Origin of the sequence: Helicobacter sp. 219-2 (assembly GCF_030053225.1) — a bacterium.
GTDB classification, from domain to species: domain Bacteria; phylum Campylobacterota; class Campylobacteria; order Campylobacterales; family Helicobacteraceae; genus Helicobacter; species Helicobacter pylori_C.
Window position 1 is genome coordinate 179,385 of record NZ_JASGBS010000001.1, and the last position, 14,045, is coordinate 193,429.

Annotated in this window: 13 protein-coding genes and 1 pseudogene; 8 read left to right on the forward strand and 6 right to left on the reverse strand. The window is 38.2% G+C overall.

The features are described 5' to 3' along the window. Window positions 1–157 precede the first annotated feature (157 nt). The 4 genes and pseudogenes from P6280_RS00995 to P6280_RS01010 form a co-directional block, all read right to left on the reverse strand. A complete protein-coding gene (locus P6280_RS00995) occupies window positions 158–772 on the reverse strand; it encodes a thiamine diphosphokinase (RefSeq protein ID WP_140486776.1) in 615 nt (204 codons plus the stop codon). After that, entirely contained in the window at window positions 760–1,422 is a 663-nt protein-coding gene (gene pnuC, locus P6280_RS01000; protein WP_283236744.1) for a nicotinamide riboside transporter PnuC, read from the reverse strand. Before pnuC ends, P6280_RS00995 begins: the two co-directional genes overlap by 13 nt. Before the next feature lie 121 nt (window positions 1,423–1,543). Continuing rightward, a complete protein-coding gene (gene tenA, locus P6280_RS01005; protein ID WP_283236745.1) occupies window positions 1,544–2,200 on the reverse strand; it encodes a thiaminase II in 657 nt (218 codons plus the stop codon). Window positions 2,201–2,785: 585 nt separating this feature from the next. Continuing rightward, window positions 2,786–3,333, reverse strand: a pseudogene (locus P6280_RS01010) (YceI family protein). Window positions 3,334–3,457: 124 nt separating this feature from the next. Here P6280_RS01010 and P6280_RS01015 point away from each other — a divergent pair. The 8 genes from P6280_RS01015 (at window position 3,458) to trpA (ending at window position 11,954) form a co-directional block, all read left to right on the forward strand. Further along, on the forward strand, window positions 3,458–4,195 hold the full coding sequence (locus P6280_RS01015; protein ID WP_283236746.1) for a 5'-nucleotidase, lipoprotein e(P4) family: 738 nt from the start codon (window positions 3,458–3,460) through the stop codon (window positions 4,193–4,195). 66 nt (window positions 4,196–4,261) lie between these two features. Next, window positions 4,262–5,320 carry a glycosyltransferase family 9 protein gene (locus P6280_RS01020; protein WP_283236747.1) on the forward strand — a complete coding sequence of 353 codons (1,059 nt, stop codon included), beginning with the start codon at window positions 4,262–4,264 and terminating at the stop codon, window positions 5,318–5,320. A 227-nt stretch (window positions 5,321–5,547) separates the two neighbouring features. Next, window positions 5,548–7,050 carry an anthranilate synthase component I gene (gene trpE / locus P6280_RS01025; RefSeq protein ID WP_283237437.1) on the forward strand — a complete coding sequence of 501 codons (1,503 nt, stop codon included), beginning with the start codon at window positions 5,548–5,550 and terminating at the stop codon, window positions 7,048–7,050. Further along, entirely contained in the window at window positions 7,047–7,631 is a 585-nt protein-coding gene (locus tag P6280_RS01030) for an aminodeoxychorismate/anthranilate synthase component II (protein WP_154416346.1), read from the forward strand. The genes trpE and P6280_RS01030 overlap by 4 nt, the downstream gene beginning before the upstream one ends. Next, window positions 7,628–8,635, forward strand: coding sequence for an anthranilate phosphoribosyltransferase (gene trpD / locus P6280_RS01035; RefSeq protein ID WP_283236748.1), 1,008 nt, complete (start codon window positions 7,628–7,630; stop codon window positions 8,633–8,635). Before P6280_RS01030 ends, trpD begins: the two co-directional genes overlap by 4 nt. Beyond that, entirely contained in the window at window positions 8,628–9,986 is a 1,359-nt protein-coding gene (gene trpCF, locus P6280_RS01040; RefSeq protein WP_283236749.1) for a bifunctional indole-3-glycerol-phosphate synthase TrpC/phosphoribosylanthranilate isomerase TrpF, read from the forward strand. Before trpD ends, trpCF begins: the two co-directional genes overlap by 8 nt. 1 nt (window position 9,987) lies before the next feature. After that, window positions 9,988–11,169: a tryptophan synthase subunit beta gene (gene trpB / locus P6280_RS01045; protein ID WP_283236750.1), complete on the forward strand. Its 1,182-nt coding sequence runs from the start codon at window positions 9,988–9,990 to the stop codon at window positions 11,167–11,169. Further along, the gene (gene trpA / locus P6280_RS01050) at window positions 11,166–11,954 is read left to right on the forward strand and encodes a tryptophan synthase subunit alpha (protein WP_283236751.1); all 789 of its coding nucleotides are present in this window, start codon (window positions 11,166–11,168) and stop codon (window positions 11,952–11,954) included. Before trpB ends, trpA begins: the two co-directional genes overlap by 4 nt. A gap of 233 nt (window positions 11,955–12,187) precedes the next feature. On the opposite strand, the gene P6280_RS01055 is transcribed toward trpA, so the two are convergent. Further along, a complete protein-coding gene (locus P6280_RS01055; RefSeq protein ID WP_283236752.1) occupies window positions 12,188–12,556 on the reverse strand; it encodes a hypothetical protein in 369 nt (122 codons plus the stop codon). Between the two features lie 111 nt (window positions 12,557–12,667). Continuing rightward, window positions 12,668–14,044, reverse strand: coding sequence for a phosphomannomutase/phosphoglucomutase (locus tag P6280_RS01060; RefSeq protein WP_283236753.1), 1,377 nt, complete (start codon window positions 14,042–14,044; stop codon window positions 12,668–12,670). Window position 14,045 lies beyond the last annotated feature (1 nt).

Genomic DNA, 14,045 nt, shown 5'->3' on the forward strand with positions numbered 1-14,045 from the left:
GTTAGATGGATTGTGTTTTTAGACATGCTAGATATGGGTTGATTTAGCCGCTTTGTGATGGTTTTGTTAAAAAATGATGAATTTTCTATACCTACTCTCTCAAATGCTCCTTAACTTGGCGCAATATACAGATAAAAATTCGCCTGATAAAACCCGCTCATAAGAATTTTTGATACACCAAAACCACTGATTTAGGTGTAGAGCTAAGGCTAAAAAAACTATCTGTAGATTCATTGAGCGAGCCAGAAAAAAGCGTTTTTAAACGCAAGTTTTTTAAGGGGTATTTGAGATTTTTGGAAGTGAATTGGGCGTTAAAATCCAAGCTAAAAAGCGAGATTTGTTCCCCTTTAAAACTGGGCAAAGTAAAAGGGGTTTCTAGCACCCTAAAAAGACCATAATCGCTTACGGCTTGGATTTTTTTGCAAAATTTAAAATACTCCAACAATAAAAAGGTGTTCGCCAAAGCGTGATCTTCTCGCTTGCCATTCAACCCCAAAAAAATAAAATCATCACAGCCCCTATTCAAAGCATAAAAAAAGGCTTTGGATAGATCGTTGCTGTTTTGTTCGCTCACGCATATAGGGTTATATAAGGCTTTCAAATGCGAATCAATGCTGTCTAGATCGCCTATAACAACGCTGGGTTTGAATTGAAGCGCATGCAATGATATAACAGCCCCATCGCATGCGATTAAAAAGGGAGCGTTTTTTAAAATGTCTAAGCATTTTTGAGATTTAGGAAACTCCCCATTCGCTAAAATCACTGCTTGCATGACTTGTTCCAGCGCTTAAAATAATGCATGCCAATAAAAAGGTATAGAATCGTTGTGAAGAGTTGCACCAAGCTCTCTGTAGAAATTTGAAAAATACAAAACCACACGACAATAGACACGATATTCCCCAAAGTTACTAGTGCATAATTTTCCACATAGCGCAAAACCTGCAAAATAAAAGCAACAATAAAGATGACAAAATTAAAACTCTCTGCCCATAAAAAATTCGTTTTAATCTCTTTAAAAAACAAAGCGCTCACATAAGTTAAAGCCCCTATGCCTAAAATAAGCGCAAAACGCCAATTTTTGGAAAGTTTTTGAGCCTTAATAGCGCCTTCATGCTGCTGTGTCTTTTTCCACGCGAATAGCCCATAAATTGTTACTGGCATATACAAAAAAAGGCATAAAATCACATCAGCGTTTAATTTCCACTGATAAGCGACATAAGCGTAACTCAAATTATACACAAGACCAAACACAAAGCAAATCGTTTGCCTTTCTCCGGCAAAAAACGCATACAAAACCCCACTAAGCCCTGCTAAAAGATTGATAAACGAGCCTTTGACAAGAATGTTAGTGGCGATCAAAAACACGCAAGAAAGAATGAGTGTGGCGTAAAATCGTTTGGATAGTTGGGTGGTTATTAACATGTTATTTCCTTACGCAAGAATTACCTTGACAAGTTCTATGGGTTTGATCTCAGCCTTTTAAAAACTTGAGCGTTTTTAAAAAGCACCCCTTTAGTTTGATTGTAACATGAATCAATGAGAATTAGTTTTTTTGATACGCCATATCCCAAAACATGTATTCATATTTACTTGTAGTGATAAAAATGTCCTTTAACTTCTCAATTTCTTGTTTTGAAGAAGCGTGAGTGAGGGAATCAAGCAAATTAATATTCCACGACACACACGCTTGAAATTCTTTGGAACTATAGCCCTTAATCCAATGCCCATAAAAGGCATGTTCTAAAGCGTTTGGGATTTGGCTTAAATTTTGCGCGATCACTAAATAGCTCCAGCCACAAGCCAGAACAGCCACCGTAACTTCTTTAATAGAGCCCTTAATCCCTTCAGCGAGCATGTAGCTTGTATAGGATTTATTAGCTAGGGTGGGGTGCGCGTTTTGCAATTCCATTTGAGTGATTTGAAGTTCTCTAATGTAATGGTTATGGATACTCATCTCGTTATTCAAAATATCTTGTATAGCGTTAGAAAACTCTCTCATCACAATTTCATCATAAGCTTTAACTACGCCTAAAGCAAACACCTTAGCGTATTCTAAAAGAAACAAATAATCCTGAATGATATAAAAACGAAATTTATCTCTTTCTAAAGTCCCACGCCCTATGCCTTGAACAAACGGATGGGAAATACAATCCCCCCAAATAGATTGCGCGTTTTGATACAGATATTGTGAAACTTGCATTTTTACACTCCTAAAACCAATTCAGTGCATTCTAACACGAAAGCTTGCGATATGGTATAAAAATTTGTTTTTAAAAAGGTTGGTGGGTAGGATCTTGCTTTCAAAAGTTGAACGCTGTATTAAAATATCTGTGATTTTGAATAGCGATTAATAATATTGCAAGGCTTGTATTGCCTTTATGTTGTTTAAGATTGGCTATCATTTGTAACCATAAAAAGGTTAATTTCATCTCGCTCTGTAGGTTTTTATTTTTAGAAGTTTTTATTATGGGAACTTGCAGTATGGCACTTACAAGATAGGAGTCAATATTAGATGCATGGTTTCAAACCTATTACAGAGCGAGATGGAATTAACCTTATTATTTATGATTGGTTTAACCTTTGTATTAATTAAGTCATATCGGCTGAAACTTCAAATAGTTTAGCATAAAAATAAAAAAGCGTCTAATATATTCAAAATGAGCGTTCAATTTTTAAGCGATTGGGTAAAAACGCTATTAAAGGCTTTGATGTTTTAGAGGTATTGGGCAGAAAAAAGACTATTAAGAAAGCCACAAGAAACAAAAAATTGTTTCTTGCAAAAAGTTTATTGAGCGTAAGCTTCTAGTTTGATTTCAATCTTTACCTCATCTCCAACGACAGCATCGTTAAATGTTTTACCGATACCAAAATCCTTGCGGTTGATTTCGCCTTCAGCTTGTAACACCATGAATTCTTTTTTATTCATGGGGTTTTGTAAGGGGGCTTGGATTTTGGCTTCCAATACGACAGGTTTGGTCACGCCATGAAGGGTCAAATCCCCATGGATTTTACCATCTTCGTATTTTGTCATTTTAAAGCTCCCTTTTGGGTATTTTAGCGCATCAAAAAACTCTGCTGTTTTTAGGTGGTCGTCTCTTTTTTTATTCCTAGTGTTAATGCTCTTAATATCAATTTTGCCTTCAAAAACATTGAGAGCTTTGGTATTAGGATCGGCATCAATTTTGCCATCAAAACTATCAAACACGCCTCTTGTTTCATTGAATTTGAAGTGTTTGACCTCAAACCACACGCTAGAGTTCGCCTTATCAATCATATAAGGTTTTGCAAACGCTAAATAACACCAAAAAGGGTGGATATTAACGCTTTTTTCATTGTTTCCTCACTTCATTTTGAATTAAAAACGCCAATTATACAACAATTCGGTTAATGATAAAAATACTTCTAATCATCTGTTTTAAGGTATAATACAAAAAATCCCCATTAGGTAGGTGTTGTTATGATAAAAAAGACCCTTGCATCAGTTTTATTAGGATTGAGTTTGATGAGTGTTTTAAATGCCAAAGAATGCGTTTCGCCCATAACAAGAAGCGTTAAGTATCATCAGCAAAGCGCTGAGATTAGAGCCTTGCAATTGCAAAGTTACAAAATGGCGAAAATGGCGCTAGACAATAATCTCAAGCTCGTTAAAGACAAAAAGCCAGCCGTCATCTTGGACTTAGATGAAACCGTTTTAAACACTTTTGATTATGCGGGCTATTTGATCAAAAATTGCATTAAATACACCCCAGAAACTTGGGATAAATTTGAAAAAGAAGGCTCTCTCACGCTCGTTCCTGGAGCGCTAGACTTTTTAGAATACGCTAATTCTAAGGGCGTTAAGATTTTTTACATTTCTAACCGCACGCAAAAAAATAAGGCCTTCACCTTAAAAACACTCAAAAGTTTTAAACTCCCCCAAGTGAGCGAAGAATCCGTTTTATTAAAAGAAAAAGGCAAGCCTAAAGCCGTTAGGCGAGAGTTAGTCGCTAAAGATTATGCGATTGTTTTACAAGTGGGCGATACTTTGCATGATTTTGACGCTATTTTTGCTAAAGACGCTAAAAACAGCCAAGAACAACGAGCTAAAGTCTTGCAAAACGCTCAAAAATTTGGCACAGAGTGGATCATTTTACCCAACTCTCTTTATGGCACATGGGAAGATGAGCCCATAAAAGCATGGCAGAATAAAAAATAGAATTTATCCATCGCATAAGAACGATTTTTGCTAACATGACAAAAAATTTGATCTCTTAGGCAAGCTATGGATTTTGTAGGGTTTGAAGATTTAAAATGTAAAGATAAGGAAAACTCTCAAAAAGTTTTTGTGATCCGTAACGATAAGTTAGGCGATTTTATTTTAGCCATACCCGCTTTAATCGCTCTAAAGCAAGCTTTTTTAGAAAAAGGCAAAGAAGCGTATTTGGGCGTGGTTGTGCCTAGCTATACCACCCCAATAGCATTAGAATTCCCCTTCATTGATGAAGTCATTATAGAAGATAACCATTTAGCCGCCACTCTTAAAAATAAATCCATTGACGCTCTTATCTTTTTATTTTCTAATTTTAAAAACGCCAGACTCGCTTTTAGTTTGAGGAAATCCATTCCTTATATCCTAGCCCCAAAGACTAAAATCTATTCTTGGCTGTATCAAAAGAGCGTGCGCCAAAGCCGATCGCTATGCCTAAAAACCGAATACGAATACAATTTGGATCTCATCCATGTTTTTTGTAAAGATCACGATCTTACTAACGCTCCACTTAAAAAAATCGCATGGGAGCTTAAAGACAAATCCAAAGAGCGATTGGTTATCGCTTCAAGACTCAACGCTGATGCTGGTTTATTGTGGATCGGCGTGCATATGCATAGCGGAGGCAGTTCGCCCGTATTGCCCGCTTCACACTTTATCAAACTGATTGGTTTTTTACACAAAAGTTTAAGTTGCGAGATCATTCTTATTTGCGGGCCAGGCGAGAGAAAAGCCACAGAAGAACTCCTTGAAAAAGTCCCTTTCGCTCACCTCTATGATACGAGCCATAGTTTAGTGGATTTAGCCAAATTGTGCGCGAATTTGTCCGTTTATATCGGGAACGCTTCAGGCCCTTTGCATGTGAACGCTTTATTTGACAACCAATCTATCGGGTTTTATCCTAACGAACTCAGCGCCTCTATTGCCAGATGGCGGCCTTTCAATGAGCGTTTTTTAGGCATCACCCCGCCTAATGGCTCAAACGATATGGGTTTGATTGACATTGAAAAAGAGGGTGAAACCATCCTTGAATTTATCGCACCAAATCTTTCTTGCCACACACAAGAAAGATAACGGCATGCCACACAAATAACCTTAACAACGCTCAAAAGTTTAATCTGATTAAAGCGGTTTTTCGCATTCCTAATTAAAATTTCTCATTCCCTCATAAATTGATCCTTGAAAAATCCCATTTGAGTTTAAGTTAGATTAGCCCTTATAAGCTCTATAAGGCTATTAATTTATTACCCATTTATCTATTTCTTGTAAAATGCAAGTTTATTTTTAGCGTGAAGAAATTGATGATCAGTCTGATAGAAAAAGCCCCTTACATTCCCTATCCCCTAGCTCTTTATGAAAAATTAGAGCAACAGCACACCTTGCTTTTTGAAAGTGCTGAGATTGAGAGCAAAGCGCACACCAAATCCCTTTTAATGGCTAAAGCCTGTTTGAAGCTGATTTGCAACCACAATATTGTAACTATCACTAGCCTAACGCCTAATGGCGGGGCGTTTTTGCAAAAACTGAGCGCGTTTTTTAAAACGCCTATACAAGACAATACCCTAATTTTAACCTACACCAAAAGTAAAAAAACGCAAGATGAGTTTTTAAAACTCTTTGAGCCTAGCCCTTTTGACGCTTTAAGGGGGCTTTTTAAAAGCGTTAAAACAAAACCCAAACACCCCTTTACGCTTTTAAGCGCGGGCGTTTTTTCTTTTGAAATGCTCAATTTTTTTGAAGACTTGCCCCACTTAAAAGCGCAAGACAACACAGCGCATGACTTTATTTTTTTTGTCGCGCAAAATTTGATCATCATAGACCATAAAGAAAAAAACGCTGAAATCTTGGGGGCGTGCTTTGATGAGCGCTTTAAAACAGAGATAGCCCAAGAATTACAAGACTTAAAAGAGTTGGCTAGAAACATCAAAAGCGATTTTATCCCTAAAAAATCCAAACAAAATAGAGAAGTTAGCACTAATTGCAGCGATAGCGAGTTTGAAAAAAAGGCGCTATCCTTACAAGAAGAAATCAAAAAAGGCGAGATTTTTCAAGCGGTGTTGTCGCGTAGCTTTTATATGGAGTGCTTGGAGGGTTTGAGCGCATATTACCATTTAAAGCTGACTAATCCTAGCCCCTATATGTTCTATATCAAAGACAGCGATTTTGTTCTTTTTGGGGCAAGCCCTGAGAGCGCTTTAAAATACAACGCTTTAACCAATACGGCTGAAATTTATCCCATTGCTGGCACTCGTTTAAGGGGTAAGGACAAACAAGGGAATATTGATTACGATTTAGATAGTAAAATGGAATTTGATTTGCAACACGATTATAAGGAAAGGGCTGAACACATCATGCTAGTGGATTTAGCCAGAAACGACATGGCCAGAGTTTCAAAAAAACGCTATTGCGATAAGCTTTTAAAAGTGGATAAGTATTCCAATGTCATGCATTTGGTCTCAAGGGTTGTTGGGGAATTGAAAAAAGGGTGCGATAGTTTGCATGCTTACAGGAGCTTTATGAACGCCGGCACGCTTAGCGGAGCGCCTAAAATCTCTGCGATCAGGCTCATTTACCAATTGGAAAACCAAAGGAGAGGCTCTTATGGAGGGAGTGTGGGGTATTTAAATAGCGAGGGTTCTATGGATTCTTGCATCACTATCCGTTCATGTTTTGTCAAAAACAATAGAGCCGTGATCCAAGCAGGAGCCGGTATTGTGTTAGACAGCGTGCCTAAAAACGAAGCGAATGAAACAAGAGCCAAAGCGCAAGCCCTTATTGATGCGATCAGGAAAACAAGCTTATGAAAATCTTTTTTATAGATAATTTTGATTCTTTTTCTTATAACTTGGTGTATGAATTAGAATATTTGGGTTATGAAGTGGCTGTTTATCAAAACGATATTGATCCGAGTTATCTTATAGGCTTAATGAATGAAGAATCAAAAACGCCTTTATTGTTCATTTCACCCGGACCAGGTAATCCTAGCAGTTCAGGCAATCTTTTAAAAATCATTGAAATGGCTAAAAAGAAATTCCCCATTTTAGGGGTTTGTTTAGGCTTACAAGCTTTAGCACAAAGCTATGGGGCTAAAATCATAAGGAGTAAAGAAATCGTGCATGGCAAAGCGACAACTATTGCACTCAAAAAGCATGCCGTTTTTAAAGGTTTAGGGGAGAGCATGGTGGTGGGGCGTTACCATTCTTTAATGGCAAGCGGATTGCCTAAAAATTTAGAAGTGATTGCTGAGCATGACAATATCCCTATGGCCATTATCAATGAAGAAGATAAGATTTTAGCTTATCAATTCCACCCTGAAAGCATCATGACTTTACAAGGGAGGGCGTTGTTAGAGCAAAGCGTGGGGTTTTTAGAAGGGTTATCATGAAAGGTATTTTAAACGCTCTGTATCATCAAAAAGACTTAAACGATGGAGAAGTCAAAAAGTTATTCACCCTTATTATCAACGAAAAAGTAAGCCCGGTGCAACTTGGGGCGATCTTATGCGCTTTAAAAATCAAGGGCGAGAGCTTTAAGGAGATTAGCGTTGCTGCAACCACGCTTTTAGAGCATGCCCCTAAGCCTTTTGATAGCGGCTTGGATTTGATAGACAATTGCGGCACAGGGGGCGATGGGTTAAAAACGATTAACATCAGCACGATTGCCGCACTCATTGCCAGCTCTATGGGATTATCTATGGCCAAACACGGATCAAGGAGCGTTTCTAGTCATAGCGGGAGTGCGGATTTGTTGGAAAATTTGGGCGTGAATATTGAAATGAATCCCACGCAATTAGAAAATTGTTTCAAACAAACGCATTTTGGGTTTTTATTCGCGCCTTTATACCATCAAAGTTTTAAAAAATCCGCCCCTTTAAGAAAAGAGCTTTTCACTAAAACGATTTTTAATTGCTTAGGGCCTTTAATCAACCCCTTAAGACCCAAAATCCAGCTTTTAGGCGTGTATGACAAATCTTTGTGCAAGACTATGGCGCTAGCGTTACAAGCTTTAGGCGTTAAAAGGGCGATGGTGGTTAATGGAGGGGGGACAGATGAAATTGTGTTGCACGATACTACGCATGCGTGTGAATTGAAAAATAACGGAATTTTAGAGTATGACTTGAGCGCTAAAGATTTTGATTTACCCCCCTATGATTTGAAAGAATTACAGATTGAAAACGCACAAGAAAGCGTTCAAGCGTGTTTAGATATTTTAGAAAACAAAGGCAAGGATTCGCATACAATGGTGGTTGTGGCGAATGTGGCGAGTTTGTTGTATTTAAGCCATAAGGCTAAAGGTTTAAAAGAGGGCGTTGGCATGACTTTAGAGCATTTAAAAACCAAAGCACCCTATACGCATTTGCAAAAAATCATAAGAATAAGCCATGCCTAGCGTGTTAGAAAACATCCTTAAAGACAAGCTCCTAGAAGTTTCTATGCTTAAAAAAAATCACACTTTACCGACAAACATAAACCCAAGCGATAGGGATTTTAAAAAGGCGTTACTAGAAAAAAAGACTAGCTTTATTTTAGAATGCAAAAAAGCATCGCCCTCTAAAGGTTTAATCAGAAAAGATTTTGATCTGTTGAAAATAACCAAAACTTATGAAAAATTCGCCTCTTGTATTTCGGTTTTAGCCGATTCTAAATACTTTTTAGGCTCTTATGAAAACATTAAGATGGTTTCGCAACATTCCATTAAGCCTATTTTATGCAAAGATTTTATCATTGACGCTTTTCAGATCAAACTCGCTAGAATGATGGGGGCTAATGCAGTGCTTTTAATGTTAAGCGTATTAGATGATAAAAATTATTTAGAGCTTTTCAACCTCGCTAAATCCTTAAACATGAGCGTGCTGACTGAAGTTTCCAACCAGCAAGAAATCAAGCGCTTGCTCAAACTCCAATACGACATTATCGGCATCAATAACAGGGATTTACACACCTTAAAAACCGATATTGACCACACGCTCAAATTACGCCCCCTTTTGCCTAAAGACGCGCTCATTATCAGCGAGTCCGGTATTTATTCGCATGCGCAAATCAAAGCCCTAGCCCCTTATGTGAATGGCTTTTTAGTGGGCAGCTCTTTAATGAAAGAAAAGGATTTGAAAAAAGCGTGTATTAAATTGATTTTAGGCGAAAATAAAGTGTGCGGACTTACAAGAATTAAAGACGCTAAAGCCGTTTATAAAAACCATTTTATTTATGGAGGTTTGATTTTTGAAAAATCTTCGCCAAGACACATCAAGCCTAAAGAAGCCCTAAAGATCACAAAAGCGGTTAAAAAATTGGATTTTGTGGGCGTGTTTGTGAAAGATAGGATTAAAAAAATTCAAAAAATCGCCAAAAAGCTTGATTTAAAAGCGGTGCAGCTTTATGGCTATTCACAACAAGAAATCGCTCAATTAAAAAAATCGCTCCCTAAAACTTGCACGATTTGGCAAGTAGTGAGTGTGATGAGCGCTAACGATTTAGCGCCTAAAATTAAAGAAGCTTCTCTAATCTTATACGACACTAAGGGGGATAAAATGGGAGGCAATGGCGTGAGTTTTGATTGGGGTATTTTAGAAAATGTCAAAACGCCTTTCATGTTAGCTGGCGGGCTTAATTTGGATAATATTCAAAAAGCCTTGAAAGTTAAAGCGTTGGGTTTGGATTTCAATTCAGGTTTAGAAACAAGCCCTGGGATTAAAAATAAGGATAAAATCAAGCGATTAGCCCGAATTTTAAGAGAGTATTAAAATGAATAAAAAAGCGTATTTTGGGGAGTTTGGAGGGAGTTTTGTTTCAGAATTGTTAGTGCCTGCATTAAGAGAATTAGAACAGGCGTTTGATGCGTGTTTGAAAGATGAGAAATTCCAAAAAGAATATTTCCATCTTTTAAAAGATTTTGTGGGCCGTCCTAGCCCCTTAACCTTGTGTCAAAATATCGTTTCTAACCCTAAAGTTAAGCTTTATCTAAAACGAGAAGATTTAATCCATGGCGGGGCACACAAAACTAATCAAGCTTTAGGGCAAGCCCTTTTAGCCAAAAAAATGGGTAAAAAAAGGATTATTGCTGAAACAGGCGCCGGTCAGCATGGCGTGGCGACGGCTATCGCTTGTGCGTTGTTGGGTTTAAAATGCGTGGTTTTTATGGGGGCTAAAGACATCAAGCGCCAGGAAATGAATGTTTTTAGAATGCGCTTATTAGGCGCTGAAGTCAGAGAGGTTAATTCAGGGAGTGCGACGCTTAAAGACGCCGTGAATGAGGCCTTAAGGGATTGGGCGAGCAGTTACAAGGACACGCATTATTTGCTAGGCACAGCCGCCGGGCCACACCCTTACCCTACGATGGTTAAAACCTTTCAAAAAATGATAGGCGATGAGGTTAAAAGCCAAATTTTAGAAAAAGAAAACCGCTTGCCTAATTATGTTATCGCATGCGTTGGAGGGGGGTCTAACGCTATAGGGGTATTTAGTGCGTTTTTAAACGACAAAGAGGTTAAACTCATAGGCGTAGAGCCAGCGGGTTTAGGGCTAGAAACCAATAAGCATGGGGCGACTTTGAATAAGGGGCGTGTGGGGATTTTGCATGGGAATAAAACCTATCTTTTACAAGATGATGAAGGCCAGATTACAGAAAGCCATAGCATTAGTGCCGGGCTTGATTACCCAGGAGTGGGGCCGGAACACAGCTATTTAAAAGAGAGCGCTCGTGCGATTTATGAAAGCGCAAGCGATCTTGAAGCGCTAGAAGCCTTTAGTTTGTTGTGCCAAAAAGAAGGCATTATCCCGGCTCTAGAAAGCTCACACGCTTTAGCGTATGCCTTGAAACTCGCTCAAAAATGCGAAGAAGAAAGCATCATGGTAGTGAATTTAAGCGGTCGTGGGGATAAGGATTTAAGCACCGTTTATAACGCTTTAAAAGGAGGTTTAAAATGAGGTATAAAAACATGTTTGAAACCTTAAAAAAACAAGAAAAAATGGCGTTTATCCCGTTTGTAACCTTGGGCGATCCCAATTATGCATGGAGTTTTGAACTCATTAAAACCTTAATTGCTAGCGGGGTGAGCGCTTTAGAGTTGGGGTTTGCTTTCTCTGATCCGGTAGCGGATGGCGTTACCATACAAGCGAGCCATTTAAGAGCGTTAAAACACGCTACTATGGCTAAAAATTTCCAGCTTTTAAGGGCGATCAGAGGTTACAATCCCCACATTCCCATAGGGCTTTTAGTGTATGCGAATCTCATTTTTTCTTATGGCGTGGATAATTTTTACGCCCAAATCAAAGAATGCGATGTGGATAGCGTTTTAATAGCGGATATGCCCTTAATAGAAAAAGAATTAGTTCTAAAATCCGCCCAAAAACACCAGATTAAACAAATCTTTATCGCTAGCCCCAATGCGAGTGATAAAGATTTAGAACAAGCCGCTATGCATTCGCAAGGCTATATCTACACTCTGGCTAGGAGTGGGGTTACAGGAGCGAGCCGTATTTTAGAAAATGACGCGAGCGTTATTATTAAAACCTTAAAAACTTTTAGCCCTACTCCCGCCTTATTAGGCTTTGGCATTTCTAAAAAAGAACACATAAAAAACGCTAAAAACATGGGTGCTGATGGTGTGATTTGCGGCTCAGCGTTAGTCAAAATCATAGAAGAAAATTTGAACGATGAAAACGCCATGCTGGAAAAAATTAAAGGGTTTGTGGGAGAAATGATCTTTTAAAGGCTTTTATTGTTTCAAAAGGCTAAAAATTATCAAGCTTTGTTGCATGCACCTTATTATGGCGTTAGCGTAGAAAATACCGCTATAAACCTAACAACAATATAAAGGTTGTAGTGTTGGTTGATAGCGGCTTAAAATTGCGGGTATTTTGATAATAAAAAAGCTAATTTTCATATACCAAGCCATAAGCTCTTTATAATATTTTAAAAAGAACTATTGATCGCTTAGTCCTTTTAATCTTCGGGTTCTATGTCTATTGTGTCATCATGTTCAATTCTAGGTTTATTTTTTTGTGGTAAATAACCATTGTTGTAACAAATTTCTAGAATTTCTCTTTCAACTTGAAATCCTTTTTCCATGAGTTTCTTTTCTTCTTCAAGAGATTTTCGTTCTCTTTTAAAAGATTCTCGTTCTTTCTTCCTTGATTCTTCTTCTATTTCAGCTTGGATTTCCTTTTCTGCAAGTTGTTTTTTTCTTATATCATTCAGCTCAACTACCTTTTGTGTTATGAGGGCTTTCCTACCTGCTTCGGCAAGACCTCCGTGTTCATTTTTCATTTCATGAGTGAGATGAGAAGCGTTTTTATTTTTGTTGGTATTCATTAAAATCCTTTACAATTAATTAGAAACTCTCCATTATAATAGGCTTAGGCTTAGCTTAAATAGCGTTCAATTTTTGGATAACTAGGGGGGCTTACTCACAAATTTAGAGCCTTATTTCTCTAGCAAATTGAGCAACGCCCTTTTATATTCTAACGCTGTTGTTTCATCCTTGCCTTCAAAGCGGCTGACTAAATACGGGGTGGTGTTGCTTGCACGAATAAGTCCAAAACCATGTTCAAAAACCACCCTCACGCCATCAATGCTGATTATTTCTTTGATTTTAGGGAAATGACTTGGCGGGTTTTTAAGCGTTTCTTGCAGGTTATGAATAATTTCAAATTTTTCTTCTTCGCTCACGGCGATTTTTTCTTCAGGCGTGGTGTAGGAATAGGGGAGGTTTTTAATGGTGTTTTCCAAATCGCTTGGGGTTTGTTCAAGCAGTAATTCTAAAGCCCTTAAGCATGCATAAAGAGCGTCATCATAGCCAAAATAGCGTTCTTTAAAAAAGATATGCCCGCTCATTTCAGCCGCAAAATGCGCATGGGTTTCTTTGAGTTTGATTTTTAAATTGCTATGCCCGGTTTTATACATGAGCGTCTTACCAAAAGTATTGATCGTGTTATACATCACTTGAGAGCATTTGACTTCGCCGATCACAAAGGGGGTGATGCCTTGAGCATGCAAACGTTTAGCGAATAAAATCGCTAATTCATCGCCCGCATAAATATGATGAGAGCTTAACATCGCAATCCTGTCCGCATCGCCATCAAAAGCAAAACCTATAGAAATAGCGTTTTCTTGCATGTGTTGTTCTAAATCTTGTAAGTTTTTCGCTTCGCTAGGGTCTGGGTGGTGGTTAGGGAAATTCCCATTAGGATCGCTATAAAGGCTGCTAAAATCAATGTTTAAAGCCTTTAAAATAGGCTCTAAGCCTAACGCTCCCACGCCATTACCAAAATCCAGGGCGATTTTGTATTTAAGGTTTTTTAAATGCTTAAAATCCTTGATTAAATAGCGCTGATACGCTTCTAGGGCATTGATTTTCTCTGGTGTTTCTTTTAGGGGTTTTATTTCATGCTTGGCGTTTAAAAGCGTGTTTTTTAAAGCTTGAATGTCCTTGCCATAAAACGGGTTTTGATTAAGCGTGATTTTAAAGCCGTTGTATTCTTTGGGGTTGTGAGAGCCAGTGATCATGATAGAATTGGGGCATTGGATGTTATCTATTTCATTAAAAGCCGCAAAATACGCTACCGGTGTGGGGATTAGCCCTAAATCATACACTTTCAAGCCGCTTGATTGTAACCCCGCACTCAAAGCTTCAAAAAGCGATCGCCCATGCACCCTGGCGTCATGCCCTACAAACACGCTTTTATCGTATTCTCGCATGATTTTCCCTAACTCCACGCCGATACTAAAGGCGTTCTTTTCATCTAAAGTGGTGGGGTAAATGCCTCTAATATCATATTCTCTAAAAATGCTAATGTCCATG

Coding starts and splice junctions, on each gene's coding strand:
- P6280_RS01055 (WP_283236752.1), bottom strand. CDS start 12,556: ATGAATACCAACAAAAATAAAAACGCTTCTCATCTCACTCATGAAATG.
- trpD (WP_283236748.1), top strand. CDS start 7,628: ATGAAAGGTATTTTAAACGCTCTGTATCATCAAAAAGACTTAAACGAT.
- P6280_RS01015 (WP_283236746.1), top strand. CDS start 3,458: ATGATAAAAAAGACCCTTGCATCAGTTTTATTAGGATTGAGTTTGATG.
- P6280_RS01020 (WP_283236747.1), top strand. CDS start 4,262: ATGGATTTTGTAGGGTTTGAAGATTTAAAATGTAAAGATAAGGAAAAC.
- P6280_RS01060 (WP_283236753.1), bottom strand. CDS start 14,044: ATGGACATTAGCATTTTTAGAGAATATGATATTAGAGGCATTTACCCC.
- trpE (WP_283237437.1), top strand. CDS start 5,548: ATGATCAGTCTGATAGAAAAAGCCCCTTACATTCCCTATCCCCTAGCT.
- tenA (WP_283236745.1), bottom strand. CDS start 2,200: ATGCAAGTTTCACAATATCTGTATCAAAACGCGCAATCTATTTGGGGG.
- trpB (WP_283236750.1), top strand. CDS start 9,988: ATGAATAAAAAAGCGTATTTTGGGGAGTTTGGAGGGAGTTTTGTTTCA.
- pnuC (WP_283236744.1), bottom strand. CDS start 1,422: ATGTTAATAACCACCCAACTATCCAAACGATTTTACGCCACACTCATT.
- trpA (WP_283236751.1), top strand. CDS start 11,166: ATGAGGTATAAAAACATGTTTGAAACCTTAAAAAAACAAGAAAAAATG.
- P6280_RS00995 (WP_140486776.1), bottom strand. CDS start 772: ATGCAAGCAGTGATTTTAGCGAATGGGGAGTTTCCTAAATCTCAAAAA.
- P6280_RS01030 (WP_154416346.1), top strand. CDS start 7,047: ATGAAAATCTTTTTTATAGATAATTTTGATTCTTTTTCTTATAACTTG.
- trpCF (WP_283236749.1), top strand. CDS start 8,628: ATGCCTAGCGTGTTAGAAAACATCCTTAAAGACAAGCTCCTAGAAGTT.